The 15,405-nt window shown below is 65.4% G+C and carries 12 protein-coding genes; 4 read left to right on the top strand and 8 right to left on the bottom strand.

Annotation, left to right across the window (positions count from 1 at the left end):
• The first annotated feature begins 8 nt into the window (after positions 1-8).
• Positions 9-545: a disulfide bond formation protein B gene (locus C8C96_RS17290; protein WP_056746679.1), complete on the top strand. Its 537-nt coding sequence runs from the start codon at positions 9-11 to the stop codon at positions 543-545.
• Positions 546-678: 133 nt separating this feature from the next.
• Here the strand turns inward: C8C96_RS17290 and C8C96_RS17285 are convergent, their stop codons facing one another.
• From C8C96_RS17285 to C8C96_RS17275, 3 genes are all read right to left on the bottom strand, one after another.
• A complete protein-coding gene (locus C8C96_RS17285) occupies positions 679-897 on the bottom strand; it encodes a hypothetical protein (protein ID WP_121943096.1) in 219 nt (72 codons plus the stop codon).
• Positions 898-1,083: 186 nt separating this feature from the next.
• Positions 1,084-1,755 carry a glutathione S-transferase gene (locus C8C96_RS17280; protein WP_121943095.1) on the bottom strand — a complete coding sequence of 224 codons (672 nt, stop codon included), beginning with the start codon at positions 1,753-1,755 and terminating at the stop codon, positions 1,084-1,086.
• Complete coding sequence (locus C8C96_RS17275) at positions 1,752-2,753, bottom strand: rhodanese-related sulfurtransferase (protein WP_121943094.1); 1,002 nt, start codon at positions 2,751-2,753, stop codon at positions 1,752-1,754. The genes C8C96_RS17280 and C8C96_RS17275 overlap by 4 nt, the downstream gene beginning before the upstream one ends.
• 91 nt (positions 2,754-2,844) lie before the next feature.
• Here C8C96_RS17275 and C8C96_RS17270 point away from each other — a divergent pair, with 91 nt between their 5' ends.
• Entirely contained in the window at positions 2,845-4,473 is a 1,629-nt protein-coding gene (locus tag C8C96_RS17270) for an HD family phosphohydrolase (RefSeq protein WP_121943093.1), read from the top strand.
• Between the two features lie 87 nt (positions 4,474-4,560).
• On the opposite strand, the gene C8C96_RS17265 is transcribed toward C8C96_RS17270, so the two are convergent.
• The gene (locus C8C96_RS17265; protein WP_121943092.1) at positions 4,561-5,451 is read right to left on the bottom strand and encodes a LysR family transcriptional regulator; all 891 of its coding nucleotides are present in this window, start codon (positions 5,449-5,451) and stop codon (positions 4,561-4,563) included.
• 113 nt (positions 5,452-5,564) lie between these two features.
• Here C8C96_RS17265 and bla point away from each other — a divergent pair, with 113 nt between their 5' ends.
• On the top strand, positions 5,565-6,479 hold the full coding sequence (gene bla, locus C8C96_RS17260) for a class A beta-lactamase (RefSeq protein ID WP_121943091.1): 915 nt from the start codon (positions 5,565-5,567) through the stop codon (positions 6,477-6,479).
• Here bla and argA read toward each other — a convergent pair.
• From argA to C8C96_RS17240, 4 genes are all read right to left on the bottom strand, one after another.
• Positions 6,476-7,822: an amino-acid N-acetyltransferase gene (gene argA / locus C8C96_RS17255; protein WP_015014347.1), complete on the bottom strand. Its 1,347-nt coding sequence runs from the start codon at positions 7,820-7,822 to the stop codon at positions 6,476-6,478. The genes bla and argA overlap by 4 nt on opposite strands.
• An 86-nt stretch (positions 7,823-7,908) precedes the next feature.
• A complete protein-coding gene (locus tag C8C96_RS17250; protein WP_121943090.1) occupies positions 7,909-8,406 on the bottom strand; it encodes a hypothetical protein in 498 nt (165 codons plus the stop codon).
• 34 nt (positions 8,407-8,440) lie between these two features.
• The gene (locus C8C96_RS17245; RefSeq protein WP_121943089.1) at positions 8,441-10,552 is read right to left on the bottom strand and encodes an AAA family ATPase; all 2,112 of its coding nucleotides are present in this window, start codon (positions 10,550-10,552) and stop codon (positions 8,441-8,443) included.
• A gap of 1 nt (position 10,553) precedes the next feature.
• A complete protein-coding gene (locus C8C96_RS17240; protein ID WP_015014345.1) occupies positions 10,554-10,799 on the bottom strand; it encodes a hypothetical protein in 246 nt (81 codons plus the stop codon).
• A 359-nt stretch (positions 10,800-11,158) separates the two neighbouring features.
• Between C8C96_RS17240 and hrpA the strand changes: the two genes are divergently transcribed.
• Entirely contained in the window at positions 11,159-15,283 is a 4,125-nt protein-coding gene (hrpA, locus tag C8C96_RS17235; RefSeq protein WP_370107360.1) for an ATP-dependent RNA helicase HrpA, read from the top strand.
• Positions 15,284-15,405 lie beyond the last annotated feature (122 nt).

Genomic DNA, 15,405 nt, shown 5'->3' with positions numbered 1-15,405 from the left:
CAAGAATGATGGTGTTGAACTGGATTGATCAGGCCCCGCGTCGCGTGCTGGCGCTGATCAGCGTGGCCTGTGTGGCGATGCTGGCGTTTGGCATGTACCTGCAGCATGTGGTGGGCCTGGAGCCTTGCCCTATGTGCATCGTGCAGCGGTATGCGCTCATTGGTGTTGCTGTATTCACGGCCCTGGCGAGTGCGCGAGGCAATCGGGGCTGGTGGATGACCTGGGCGGTGCTGGCCGTGATCACTGCCGGGTTTGGCGCCTTTGTGGCGGCTCGCCAGAGCTGGCTGCAGTGGTACCCGCCGGAGATCGCTACCTGCGGCCGCGACTTCTACGGCATGATCGAAAACTACCCCATCAGCCGCGCCATCCCCATGATCTTCCGGGGCTCGGGCGATTGCACTGCGATCGACTGGACCTTCCTGGGTGGCTCGATTGCCAACTGGTCGTTCATCTGCTTCGTGGGGTTTGGCTTGGTGCTGCTGGCTGTGTTGGTGCGGGCGCTGAAGGGTGGCAACAAGCGAGGCTCTGGTTATTCGATGGCTTGATGCCTGTGAGGCATGGGCTTGCATGAAAAAGGCGCTCCAGGGAGCGCCTTTTTCGTTATGGGAAGGGCTGCCAGCGCCGGTGTTCCTGCTCCGAGCGCAGTCCCACCTGGTCGCATGAAAGCGCACAGGTTGGCTATCCAAGCACCATGTCCCTTGCGTCCAGCGAAGGAGGACGCAAAAGGTCTTCGTTGATGCCCATGGTCTGACTGGCGCGTTCTACGGCCTGCCACAGTGGCGCAGGCATTTGCAATATCTCTTCCGGCGACGCGGAGCGTGCGATCCATGCACTGATTTGCAGGTGCTGCTCTTGGGTGAGCAGGTCCAGGTTCAACATTTCATCGATGATTTTCATGCAGGGGCTACAGGGTCGATGGGGTGGCTTGGAGATGGCTCTGCGCGGTAAAGCCCCGAGGAGGCTGTGCTGTGCATGAAGCGAAGAGGGGTTGCTCCGTGACAACCTCTAGCGTCACGGAGCATGGTGTTTTGTAGAAGAGATGGTACCCAAAGCACCGATCTCAAGCGGGCCAGTGCGACCGCTTCAGCCTGGCATAACGGTGCCATGCGGGAACGGTACGCCTTGTGTACCGTCAACCCATGCGGGCAGTTTGGGCATCACCTGGCCAAACAGCGGACTGGCCTGCCATTGCGCCAGCCAAGCCTGCAGGCGGGGCCACGGCTGTGCGGTCCACCAGTCGGCATCAATGCCTGCAAACTGCCGCACAAAAGGCGCAATCGCCATGTCGGCCAGGGCCGCGTGGGTGCCGAACAGGTAAGGCTGATGTGGTGAGAGACGCGCCTCCAGCGCACCCAACCAGGCCACGGCTTGGGCGTGTTCCGCGTCCATGTCAGCGTCCGGGTATCTGCTGGGGTACTTGCACCGGTCCAGCGCCTGCTTGAACGGGCCATCGCATTCGGCAATCAGCGCGAGCATGTCTTCCAGGCTGCCATGGCTGGGGGTGAGCCAGCCTTCAGGGTCGTGTTGTCGCAGCGCCCACAGCATGATGTCCAGGCTCTGCTCCAGCACCTGGCCGCTAGGGAGCACCAGTACGGGTACCGTGCCCTTGGGGGATGCTTGCAGCAGGCCCTGGGGCTTGTTCTTCAGCACCACCTCGCGCAGTTCGCACACATGGTCACTCACGGCCAGGGCCAGGCGGGCGCGCATGGCATAGGGGCAGCGGCGGAACGAGTACAGGACGGGCAGGGCGGTCATGTTGTGCCATCCATGCCATCGTCCTCCGCGTGATTGGCCACAGCGCGTGTGGGGCGGCCGGGTTGCTGCGCGCCGATGTGCTCTTGCCCACGCTGCCGGGCCAGCTGCATCTGCCGCTCGCGCTCGGCCAGGGCGCGTTCCTGCTCGGGCGTGCGGGTGCCGTGGCAATACGGACAGCTCACACCGGGCACGTAGTGCGGTGATTGCAACTCGGCTTCGCCCAGCGGCATGCGGCAGGATCGGCACAGCTGGTGGTGGCCCGGTGCGAGGCCATGGCCTACGGACACGCGTTCGTCGAACACAAAGCAGTCACCGTGCCAGCGGCTGGATGCTTCGGGCACGGTTTCCAGGTACTTGAGGATGCCGCCTTCCAGGTGGTACACCTCGTCAAAGCCTTGCGACTTGAGGAACGCGGTGGACTTTTCGCAGCGGATGCCGCCCGTGCAGAACATGGCGACTTTGGGCTTGCCCGCCAGCACGCCGCCGGGTTGTTTCTCTTTTTCGACCCAGGCCGGAAACTCTGCAAAGGTCTGCATGTGCGGGTTGATGGCGCGCTCAAACGTGCCAATGCCTACTTCGTAGTCATTGCGCGTGTCGACCACCACTACGCCCGGGTCGTCGATGAGGGCGTTCCAGTCTTCGGGCTTCACATAGGTGCCGGCGTTGCGTGCGGGGTTCAGGCCTGGCACGCCCAAGGTGACGATCTCGCGCTTGAGCCGCGCCCGCATGCGATAGAAGGGCATGCGCTCGGCCAGCGCCTCCTTGTGCTGCAGGGCGGCAAAGCGCGCATCGCTGCGCAGCCAGGCCAACACCGCATGCACGCCCTGTGGTTCGCCCGCAATGGTGCCGTTGATGCCCTCGGGCGCCAGCAACAGCATGCCGCGCACGCCGTTCGCGTCGCACAGGGTCTGCAGGGGCTCGCGCAGTGCGGCAAAGTCTGGCAGGTCCACAAACTGATAAAGCGCGGCAGTGAGATAGCGGGGTGTGACCGAGTCCACGAAAAAGGCGTTTTTGAAACAGGAAGGGGGATGATAGCTGTCACCTTTCGTTACGATGCGGGGTTACCAACGCTGCTTGCAAGGTGGTCGCATGAGCAAGGAATCCACTCTCAATCTGTTCCGTCGGCTGGAGCAGCTCAACGGCATTGGCGCTGCGCTCTCGCGCGAGCGGGACATCGACCGGCTGCTGGAGAACATCCTGGAGGCCGCCAAGACCATCACCGGGGCCGACGGCGGCACGCTCTACAGCGTGACGGAAGACCAGTCGGCCCTCAAGTTCGAGATATTGCGCACCGACTCGCTGGGCATCAACCTGGGGGGTACCACGGGCAAACCCATCGACCTGCCGCTGTTACCGTTGCGCACGGCCGACGGCGGGCCCAATGATTCGCTGGTGGCGGCCCACGCGGCTATCCACGACCGCACGGTGAACATTGCCGACGCCTACAGCGCGGCAGGGTTTGATTTTTCGGGCACACGCGCGTTTGACCAGCGCACGGGCTACCGGTCGCAGTCGTTCCTCACGGTGCCGATGAAGAACCACGACCTCGAACTCATCGGCGTGCTGCAGCTCATCAATGCGCGCGACCCGGACACGGGCGAGGTCATCACCTTCTCGCAGGCCGACCAGAGCCTCGCCGAGTCGCTGGCCTCGCAGGCGGCCATTGCGCTCACCAACCGGCTGCTCATCACCCAGCTTGAACGCCTGTTCGAGTCGTTCGTGAACCTGATCAACCTGGCCATCGACGAAAAGTCCCCCTACACCGGCGGCCACTGCCAGCGCGTGCCCGCCCTCACGATGATGCTGGCCGAGGCTGTGGATGCCACCCGCGAAGGGCCGTTGGCCGCGTTCAAGATGAGCGACCGCGACCGCTACGAGCTCAAGATGGCGGGCCTGCTGCACGACTGCGGCAAGATCACCACGCCTGTGCACGTGGTGGACAAGGCCACCAAGCTGCAGACCATCTACGACCGCATCGGCCTGGTGGACACGCGGTTTGAAGTGCTCAAGCGCGATGCCGAACTGGCCGCGCTGCGCCGCCAGCTGGCGTTGCGTCCGGTGGTGGATGCACGGGCTGAAGGCCAGGAGCTGCAGGCCCTGCAGCACGAGATCCATGCGCTGGAGGAAGACCGCGAGTTTCTGCGCCGCAGCAACACCGGCACCGAGGCCATGCGCCCCGAAGACCAGCAGCGTGTGCGCGATATTGCCGCCATGCGCCACTGGCGCAACCCGCAGGGTGTGCAGACGAGCTTTTTGACGGCCGAGGAAGTGGAGAACCTCACCATCCGCTCCGGCACGCTGAACCAGGCCGAGCGCGACACCATCAACTACCACATCGTCGCCACCATCAAGATGCTGGAGACGCTGCCCTGGCCGCGCCACCTCCAGAACGTGCCCGAATATGCAGGCGGCCACCACGAACGCATGGACGGCAAGGGCTATCCGCGTGGCCTCACGCGCCAGCAGATGTCGCTGCAGGCCCGCATGATGGGCATTGCCGACATCTTTGAGGCGCTGACGGCCGCAGACAGGCCCTACAAGAGTGGCATGACCCTGTCGCAGGCGCTGGCCATCATGTGCAGGATGCGGGACAACGGGCACATCGACCCCGACCTGTTCGAGGTGTTTGTGCGCGAAGGGGTGTACCTGCGCTATGGCCAGCAGTTTCTGGATGCGGGGCAGGTGGACGGGGTGGATGTGGCGGCGATGGGGTTTTGACACCGCTGCACCCCGCGCATCACGGCCTACGTTTGCTATGTAATTGATAGCTTCTGGCGCATGATCCACTAGCGCTACCGGCCAAAATCATCCCAATTCTTCAGCCCCGGCACCCACTGTGACGCTGGCCTGTGACATCAGCCAGTCCCGGAACGCTGCCATGGCCCCCGTGGTGGTGCGCGATTGCAAGCGGGTCAGCCAGTAGGCGCCCCGGTGCAGCTCTTGCGCAAAGGGCTGCGCCAGGCGGCCCTGCTGCAGTTCGCGTGCGAACATCTTCACTGGCAACAGTGCCATGCCCGCGCCCTGCGCCGCCGCCTCGGCCAGCGTCAGTGACGAGTCGAACACCGCGCCACGCACCACGGGGCATGGCGCACCCGCAGCCTCGAACCAGGCCGTCCATTCGTCGGTGCGGTAGCTGCGCAGCAAGGGCTGGCGCGCCAGGTCGGCCATCGTGCGCAGGCCGTGGGCCAAGGCGGGCGAGCACATCACGGACATGGGCGCATCCATGATGCGGTCGGCCTGCGTGCCGTGCCAGGCCCCGTCGCCAAAGCGGATGGCGTAGTCCAGCCCTTCGCCCGCCATGTCCACCCGGTTGTTGTGCGTGAGCAGGCGCAGGTCCACAAAGGGGCAGGTCTGCTGAAAGTCGCGCAGCCGGGGCAGTAGCCAGCCCACTGCAAACGTGCCCACGGCGCCCACGGTCAGCACCTCGCGCGGCCGGGTGTCGCCCAGCTTCTCCAGGGCGCGCTGCAAGTTGCCAAACGATTCCACCACCACCGGCAGCAGGGCCTGGCCTTCGTCCGTCAGCGCCAGGCCGCGTGGCAGGCGGCGGAACAGCGGCTTGCCCAGACGGTCCTCCAGCTTGCGGATGTGCTGGCTCACGGCGGTCTGGGTCACGTGCAGCTCCTGGGCGGCGCGCGTGAGGTTCAGGTGGCGGGCCGAGGCCTCGAAGGCCCGCAGGGCGTTGAGCGGCAGGTGCATATTGCCAAAAGGTCAAAGTTTTTCTTGGGGCTTTTGGCAATTATTGTCGATGGTGCTGGGGGCTGAACCTCCGTATCGTTCGGGCCTTGTTCCCCACTACGCTTTCAATCGATATGCAAAGAAGACAGTTTTCCTTGGGTTTGATGGCCGCCACGGCCATGCCTTTATGGGGTTGTGCAGCTGCCAGCAACTCAGACCGCCGCGAGCAGACCGCCAGCGCATGGAACGATGCCCTCGCCAGCATCGAACGCTCCGCCCAGGGCCGTCTGGGGGTGGCCATGCTCGATACCGGGTCGGGCCTGGCGCTGGGCTGGCGGCAGGACGAGCGTTTTGCCATGGCCAGCACCTTCAAGCTGGTGTTGGCCGGCTGGATGCTGGCTCTGGTAGATCAGGGCAACGAGCGACTGGATGCGCGCGTGCATTACCCGGCCACCGACGTGGTGGCGTACTCGCCCGTCAGCGGCCCGCGCGCGGGCGATGGTGGCGGCCTGACGGTGGGTGAGCTGTGCTCTGCCACCGTCAGCCTGAGCGACAACACCGCTGCCAATGTGCTGCTGGCCCGCCATGGCGGCCCGGCCGGGTTCACCGCGTTCGTGCGTTCGCTGGGTGACGAGGTCACGCGGCTGGACCGCACCGAGCCCACGCTGAATGAGGCTGCCGTGGGCGACCCACGCGACACCACCACGCCGCTTGCCATGCTGCAGACCATGCAGAAACTGGTGCTGGGCAACGCGCTCAGCCCCATGTCCCGGGCCTGGCTGCAGCGGTGGCTGGTGGAGACGAGCACGGGCGACAAACGCCTGCGCGCCGGTGTGCCGGGCTGGAGGGTGGGCGACAAGACGGGCACGGCGGGCGAGAGCGGCACGGCCAACGACATTGGCGTGTTGTGGCCGCAGGACGGCGGCGCGCCGGTGCTGGTGACCTGCTACCTCACGCGCTCCAAGGCGTCGCCGGAGCAGCGGGATGCGGCGATTGCGCAGGTGGCGCGCGCCGTGGCGGCCGCGCGCGAGACTTTCACCCGCTCTTAGAGCTTCTTGACCAGAACCTGGCTCTTGCGGTCCCAGTTGTACTTGCGCTTGCGGGCGTCGGGCAGCCAGTCCGGGTCCACCGGCGAGAAGCCGCGCTTGATGAACCAGTGCATGGTGCGTGTGGTCAGCACAAAGATGCTGTCCAGCCCCAGCAGGCGCGCGCGCTGCTCGATACGCTTGAGCAGCTTTTCGCCGTCGCCCGTTCCCTGGCTTTGCGGCGATACCGTCACCGCGGCCATCTCGGCGGTCTTGGCTTCGGGGTAGGGGTAGAGCGCCGCGCAGCCAAAGATCACGCCGTCGTGTTCGATGATGGTGTAGGTGGCGATGTCGCGCTCGATCTCGGTGCGGTCGCGCTTGACCAGCGTGCCATCCTTCTCGAAGGGCTCGATCAACTGCAGGATGCCGCCCACGTCATCAATCGTGGCCTCGCGCAGCTCTTCGAGCTTTTCGTCGATGACCATGGTGCCGATGCCGTCGTGCACATACACCTCCAGCAGCAGCGAGCCATCCACCGCAAACGGCAGGATGTGGCTGCGTTCCACGCCGGCCTTGCAGGCCTTCACGCAGTGCTGAAGGTAAAAGCCCGTGTCGGTGGGCTGCTGCGCCGGGGGCAACTGGGCCAGCAGCGCCTGCGCGGCGGCCAGCGGCAGCTCGGTGTCGATGGGGTTGTCGTCGCTCTCGGGCTCGGTGGGCGACATGCGGATGCCCTGCACCTCGGTCAAAAAGATGAGTTTGTCGGCCCGCAGCTCAATGGCCACGCTCGTGGCCACTTCTTCCATGCTCAGGTTGAAGGCCTCGCCCGTGGGCGAGAAGCCAAACGGCGACAGCAGCACCAGCGCGCCCATGTCCAGCGTGCGCTGGATGCCGGCCACGTCCACCTTGCGCACCAGGCCCGAGTGCTGAAAATCCACCCCATCCACAATGCCCACGGGCCGCGCCGTGAGAAAGTTGCCCGAGATCACCCGCACCGTGGCGCCCGCCATCGGCGTGTTGGGCAAGCCCTGACTGAACGCTGCCTCGATCTCGTAGCGCAGCTGTCCGGCGGCCTCCTGCGCGCAATCGAGTGCCACGGAGTCAGTGATGCGGATGCCATGGGAGTACTTGGCCGCATGCCCCTTGGCCGCCAGCTGCTCGTTCACCTGCGGGCGAAAGCCGTGCACCAGCACGATCTTCACGCCCATGGCCTGGATCAGCGCCAGGTCTTGCGCAATGCTGTGCAGCTTGCCGGCCGCAATCGCCTCACCCGTCAGCCCGATCACAAACGTCTGGTTGCGGAACTTGTGGATGTAGGGCGCCACCGAGCGGAACCAGGGGACGAAGGTGAAATTGAAGACGGCGGACATGGAGAAAGGTGTTTGGGGCAGTGGTGGTAATGCGCGAGGAGCGAATGATAAGTGTCCTTAGGGACCGGGTGCTGGGATTTGCACGCTCAGCCAGGGTGACCCTCGAACAGCGCCGCGATGCGGCTTCGCCAGCCTTCGGCATCTTCCCGCCGGTCAAACCCGCCCAGGTGCATGGGGCGCTCGCCACGCACTGTCAGGCGCAGCACATGGTAGGGGCCGTCTTCTGAGGTGCGTTCCACCACCTCTGGTGGTGCAAAGCGATCAAACGCAATGTGCACAGTGCGGCCCACCAGCGGCCAGCGCGAGGTGCGCCGCACCTGGCGCCTGGCTGGGTCGAAATGTAGGGTCAGCACCCGCCCCAGAGCAATCGCCAGAAACAGCGCACCCATGGCGCAGGCCGCCACCACACACGCGGCGGCCAACAGCAGGTGCAGCCACGGGGTCCGGGCCGTGGCGTGCATCACAAAGGGAACAGGAATCAGGAACATGCCCAGCGCAATGGCGCCCACAAAGAGGCGCATCGGCACCGAGATGTGCTCGGCGTAGTGCAGCCCGTCACCGGACTCGGAAAACCCGCTGGCCATGTCGATCCTTGGTCCTTCGCCTTCGTGCTGGGTGTTACGCCAGCTGGGGTGCAGCGGACGCCGCCCCGCGCGCGCGAAACGCGCTGAGTTTGGCACCAAAAGGCTCCAGCACCAGGCCTTCTTCGGGCAGGGTGCCTGCGGCATCTGAGGGGGGGGCCAGCGCAATGCGGCAGCCCTGGAGCAGCGCCACCATCTCCGCGGGGGCGATGGTGCCGTGTTCCAGCAAGGCGTCCACCGTGCGCCCCAGTGCCTCGTGGTGCGTGGTCAGCAGCGCCTGGGCGCGCTGGTATTGCTGCAGCATCAGCGCCTCGATGGCCTCGTTGCTCGGGCCGATGTCGGTGTTGACATGGTTGTCCATCTCCACGGTGACATCGGTGCGGGCCAGCCGCGCGCCAAAGCCATGGTGGCGGATGTATCGCGCCGCCTCGGCCGTCACCTGCTTGAAGTCCTGCTCGGCCCCGGTGGTGCAGGCCATTTCGCCAAACACCAGCTCCTCTGCCACGCGGCCTGCCAGGCCTACGCACATCATGTCGAGCGCGTTCTGGCGCGTGGTGGCCTTGAGGCTGGAGAAGCTGTTGTAGCCGCCCTCGAACGAGGCGATGTTGATCTTCACCTCTTGCGGAGCATGGCCGAACAACGCGCAGTACGCCAGCCCGTGGCCCGCCTCATGCACTGCCAGCAGGGCCCGAAAGTCTGCATTGGCACGTTGCTTGAGCCGGTTCAGCTCCAGCGTCACCGCAAACGCGGCCTGCACTGCGCCCTCCGGCCCCTGGCCCGACACCAGCAGGTGGCGCTTGTCGGGCGCCAGGTGAATGGCGAACTCCTGGTCCGTTGAGAGCTGCTCCTGCACCACCCACAACGCCGCGTTGACCAGGTTGGCGCTCAGGATCGCATGCACCGACGAGAACAGTGGCCGCGTGCCCTGCGCAGGAAACACCGCGTTGGCATACAGCTCGCTCAGCACATCCTGCCCGATGGCAAACCGCACGCCACACTGCGCTGCAATATCGTCCACATAGCGTGTGCACAGGTTATGGATGAGGCGCTCATACGTCGCCTTGCTGAACGACGGGTAGACCACATGTTCATTGCCCAGCCGTGCGATCTGCTCGGGCTTGAAGCGCTCGCCCAGCGCCTTCTTCACATCGATGAGCGAGAGCTTGCGCGTCAGGCGGTGAAAGATGTCGGCATCGGTGTCGCAGTCTTCCACGCGCTGTGCGGTCTCGTGGTACATCTCGTCGAGGTTGCCGCATACAAACACCAGCAGCTTGCTGTAGTCGGTCTCCCACGCATGGCTGGACTGCTGAAAGCTGGCAAACAGCGCCTGCACCTTGGCGGGCGGCCACTGCATGATGGCGGACAGCGGCTCCTGCAGCTTCAGCATGCGCTTGAGTTCTTGCGCATCCCAGGCGTCCAGCTGAAAGCGGTAGGGTTTCTTGCCTGCGCGGTCGTCGTCGCCATCTTCGGCGCGCTCAGCCTCGTAGTGCGCATCGGCCAGCTTGCGCTCGATGTTGGACAGCGCGCTCAACGCGGGTGGCAGGCGCCCGTCGGACAGCAGCGTCCACACGTCCTGGTAGCGCTCCACCTTCACGTCGGCGCCTTTGGTGTCCACCGTGCGAAACCGCTGGAACTCGTCCAGCACCAGGATGCCCGGCATGCCTTCATGGATGCCCGAGTCGCCCAGCATGCCCGAGATGGACGAGCTGCGGTAGCTCGCGCCGTGGCTGAAGCCGTCCATCTGCACTTCCACAAACCGGTCGTAAAAGCCCAGCAGCTGGGCCAGCCGCCGAGTGAGCTGCGTCTTGCCCGTGCCGGTCAGGCCCCACAGGCAGACGATGACCGGCCGGGTGATGAGCTGCGGCAGCACGTACCAGGCGCGGATGGCATTGATCACGCGGTCGATCACGTCGTCGATGCCGAAAAGCTCGGCTTTCAGTTGCAACGCCGCGCGGGCCAAAGCCTGCTGGCGCTGGGCCAGCTCTGCGCTGCTGGCAACTGGCGCGATGGGCGCGGCTGTCTGGGCACGCACAGGGTGCGCTGAGTGCATCGGGGATGGATGCGCTGCCAGCGTTGGCGCACCGGCCAGCGTCGGATGCGGCGTGGGATGCCGCTGGTGTGGCGGCAGTGGGTTGTTGAAGGGATTCATGTCAATCGTTCAAAAAGGGGTTCTGGATCGCCTTGCGCAGGGCGACGTTGTCCGCACGGCGCTGGGCCCCACGGGTTCGGATGTGCTTGCCTGCCGCGCTGGACAGGCTGCGTTGGGCCAGCGCTGCGGCCACAGGGTTTCGGGGCGGGCCCGAGGCTTCGAGCTTCAGCACCAGGGGCTGCTTCATGCGACGCAGCTTCTTGATTTCACCCTGGGCGAAGGCCCGAGACAGTTTTTTGGCACTCATGGTGTGCACGTACTCCACAAACAAAAAACCCCGGCGATGGAGCCAGGGCTTGCGGAGCGCGTGAAAGAGCGCGCGGGTGCATTTGCCATGGCTGAACTGTGTGTGCACAGTCCAGCCGGGGCGGTGGACTGTGGTCAGACGGGTGCGGCGTAAAGGGCAGACATGTCGGGGACCTCCAGGGGTTCGTTCGGGCCGTGCGCCGAGGGTGGCGCTGAACAGGGGCTTGCGAAGAATGGGCGCGATTTTGGCGGCGCTGGCGGGCTTTGGCAACGAAAAGCGCTGAAAACGCGGCGAAATGTCGTACCAAAAGCACAGATGCAGCGCAGGGGGCAGGGTGCTGCTATCGATAATGCGGGCCTATGTCTTCTTCTGATCCGCGTTTGCCTGCGTCGTCCCGCGTTCCTGCTCCAGCACCCGTATCTGCACCTGCACCTGCCGCGCCGCCAGCGCCGCTGCGCATCACGTTCCCCGAGTCGTTGCCGGTGTCGGGCAAGCGCGACGAGATCATGGAGGCCATCACCAAGCACCAGGTGATCATCGTGTGCGGTGAAACGGGGTCGGGCAAGACCACCCAGCTGCCCAAGATTGCTCTGGCGCTGGGCCGTGGCAAGTGCAATGCCAAGCCGGGACAGAAAGGGCAACTGATTGGCCACACCCAGCCACGCCGCATTGCGGCCAGCAGCGTGGCCAAGCGCATTGCCGAAGAGCTGAACACGCCGCTGGGCGACGTGGTGGGCTTCAAGGTGCGCTTCCAGGACCGTCTCTCGCGCGATGCGTCCGTTAAGCTCATGACTGACGGCATCTTGCTGGCCGAGACGCAGACCGACCCGCTGCTCAAGGCCTACGACACCATCATCATCGACGAGGCGCACGAGCGCAGCCTCAACATCGACTTTCTGCTGGGCTACATCCGCCAGATCCTGCCGCGCCGGCCGGACCTGAAGGTCATCGTCACGTCGGCCACGATTGATGCGGACCGGTTTGCCAAACACTTTGAAAGCGCCAAGGGTCCGGCCCCGGTCATCATGGTGTCGGGCCGCACGTTTCCGGTGGAGCAGCGCTACCGCCCGTTTGAAGAGAGCCGCGACTACGGTCTGAACGAGGCCATTGCCGATGGCGTGGACGAGCTGTGGCAGGGGAATGCGGCGGGTGACATCCTGGTCTTTTTGCCCGGTGAACGCGAGATCCGCGAGGCTGCCGACCACCTGCGCAAGCACCTCTCGCACCAGCCCGTGATGCGCAATGCCGAGGTGCTGCCGCTGTTTGCGCGCCTCAGTCAGGCCGAGCAGGACCGCATCTTTGACGGCCACACCGGCCGTCGCATCGTGCTGGCCACCAACGTGGCCGAGACCTCGCTCACGGTGCCGGGTATCCGCTACGTGATCGACGCAGGCACAGCGCGCGTCAAGCGCTATTCATTCCGCAGCAAGGTGGAGCAGCTGCTGGTGGAGCCCATCAGCCAGGCCGCCGCCAACCAGCGCGCGGGCCGCTGCGGGCGCGTGGCCAACGGCATCTGCATCCGCCTGTACGACGAAGCGGACTTCAACAGCCGCCCGCGCTTTACCGACCCCGAAATTTTGCGCAGCTCGCTCGCGGGCGTCATCCTGCGCATGAAGTCGCTGCACCTGGGCGATGTCACGCAGTTCCCGTTCATCGAGGCGCCTTCGGGCCGCGCGATTGCCGACGGCTACCAGCTGCTGGCCGAGCTGGGTGCGGTGGACGATGCGAACGAACTCACCCCCATGGGTGTGGAGCTGTCGCGCCTGCCGCTGGACCCGCGCGTGGGCCGCATGATCATCGAGGCGCGCGACCGCAAGGCGCTGGACGAGGTGCTCATCATCGCCAGCGCACTGAGCGTGCAGGACGTGCGCGACCGCCCCATGGAGGCACAACAGCAGGCCGACCAGGCGCACGCCAAGTTCGACGACGACAAGAGCGAGTTCAGCGGGTATCTGAAGCTGTGGAAGTGGATCAACGAAGCCCGGGGCGGGGCGCCCAGCCTGCCGTCGGCCCGCGCGCAAAAGGCCATGGCCGCGCAGAAGGCGCCTTCGCAGGCGTACCTGCCGGTGGCGCAGCGCAGCGGCGGGGGCAGCCCAGCGGCAGCGCCTCGTGCACCTGCAAGCGCCGCTGTGGCCCCGGCCGCCACCCACAAGCTCAGCAACCGCCAGTACGAGCAGCTGCTGCGCCAGAACTTCATCAGCATCCGCCGCCTGCGCGAGTGGCGCGACATCCACACCCAGCTGCTCACGGTGGTGACCGAGCACAAGTGGCAGATCAACACGCAACCCGCGAGCTACGAGCAGCTGCACCTGTCCATGCTGGCCGGGCTGCTGGGCAACGTAGGCTGCAAGAGCGACGAGGAAGACTGGTACCTGGGCGCGCGTGGCATCAAGTTCTACAAGCACCCCGGCGCGCACCTGAACAAAAAGCCCGGCCGCTGGATCATCGCGTCGGAACTGGTCGAGACCACGCGCCTGTTTGGCCGGGGCATCGCCGCCATCGAGCCGCAGTGGCTGGAGCAGATTGGCGGCCATTTGCTCAAAAAGCAGCTGCTGGACCCGCACTGGGAGAAGAAGTCCGCCGAGGTGGTGGCGCTGGAGCGCGCCACGCTCTACGGCATCGTGGTCTACAACAACCGCCGCGTGAACTTTGGCAAGGTGGACCCACACGCTGCGCGCGAGGTGTTCATCCGCGAAGCCCTGGTGGGCGGTAACTGGGAGACGCGCCTGCCCTTCCTGGCTGCCAACCAGAAGATGATCGCCAAGGTGGAAGAGCTGGAGCACAAGTCCCGCCGCCAGGACGTGCTGGTGGACGACGGACTCATCTACGCCTTCTACGACCAGCAACTGCCGCCCGAGGTGTGCAGCGGCCATAGTTTTGAGGCCTGGTACCGCGAAGAAAGCAAAAAGCAACCCGACCTGCTCAAGCTCACCCGCGAGGAGCTGATGCGCCACGAGGCTGCAGGCATCACCACCAACGCCTTTCCCAAGACGGTGCGCCTGGGCGGTGTGGACTGCGCTGCAAGCTATCTGCACGAGCCCGGCGATGCGCGTGACGGCATCACCGTGACCATCCCGCTCTTTGTGCTCAACCAGGTGAGCGACGAGCGTTGCGAGTGGCTGGTGCCCGGCATGCTCAAGGACAAGATCCAGGCCCTGCTCAAAAGCCTGCCCCAGCGCCCGCGCAGCCGCTTTGTGCCGCTGCCCGACAGCGCCACGCGCCTGGCCGAGCTGCTGGGCGCACCCGAGCGCTTTGGCACGGGCAGCCTGACCGATGTGCTGCTCAAGCAGGTGCGCGACGAAACCTCGCTCGACGTGAAGCGCGCCGACTTCAAGCTCGACATGCTCAGCCCCCACCTGTTCATGAACTTCCGCGTGGTGGACGAGCACGGCCGCCAGCTGGGCCATGGTCGCAACCTGGGCGCGCTCAAGGCGGAGTGGGGTGCCAAGGCGCGGGGGGCCTTCCAGGCGCTGGCGGGGCTCAAATTGGGCAGTACAGCCGCCGATACAGCGGATTCGAAGCAAAAAGCGCCGCAAGCGCTAGAGAATCATGCACAAGGTGCTATCAAATCAGGAGTAAAGGGTGCGCCCCCTGCCGCCGTCAAGCCTGCCAACGCGCCCCCATCGGCACCCGCTGGCCAGCGCTACACCACCTGGACATTCGGCGAGCTGCCCGAACTCATGGAGATCAAGAAGGCTGGCCAGACGCTGATCGGCTTTCCGGCCCTCATCGATGGCGGCGACGCTGTGACCATCGAGGTCTTCGACGAGCCCGAGGTGGCCGCTGCCAAGCACCGCGCCGGCCTGCGCCGCCTGTTTGCGCTGCAGATCAAGGACGCGCTCAAGTACCTGGAAAAGAACATTCCCGACCTGCAGAAAATGGCCGTGGCCTACATGCCCCTGGGCACGCAGGAAGAGCTGCGCACCCAGATCATCGACGTGGCGCTGGACCGCGCCTTCCTGCTCGACCCGCTGCCCACCGACGAGTTCGCCTTCAAGCGCCGTGTGGAGGAGGGCCGGGGCCGCCTCACACTGATCGCCAACGAGGTGGCCCGCCTGGCCGCCACCATCCTCACCGAATACGCCGCCGCTGCCCGCAAGATCAAGGACACCAAGAACGCCCCAGATGCGACGGCCGACGCGCAACAACAGTTGCAACGCCTGGTGCCCAAGAACTTCATCGCGGTGGCCCCCTGGGCGCAACTGGCCCACTACGCCCGCTACCTCAAGGCGATCACCCTGCGGCTGGACAAATACCGCGCCGACCCTGCCCGCGACGCCGCCAAACTGGCCGAACTGCGCCCGCAAGAGCAGCGCTACTGGCGCCTGGTCGCCGAGCGCAAGGGCGCGGTGGATGCGCGCATGCAAGAGCTGCGCTGGCTGCTGGAGGAACTGCGCGTGAGCTTCTTCGCGCAAGAGCTGCGCACGCCGCAGCCGGTGAGCGTCAAGCGGCTGGACAAGCTGTGGGCGCAAATTCAGAGCTGAAATGGAGAAAAGAAGCCTTCGTCTCGGCCCGGGGTGGGAGAACGTTGGCTCAGTGAACCGATCGCGACCGGCGCCTGCATAAGGTGTGTGCGTGCTGCTACGGGGCGGGCGGCTGCAAGGTA

It is taken from the genome of Acidovorax sp. 100 (assembly GCF_003688355.1).
Lineage (GTDB): Bacteria > Pseudomonadota > Gammaproteobacteria > Burkholderiales > Burkholderiaceae_C > Acidovorax > Acidovorax delafieldii.
The sequence above is the reverse complement of the archived record's forward strand: the minus strand, read 5'-3'. Positions and strand labels throughout refer to the sequence as shown.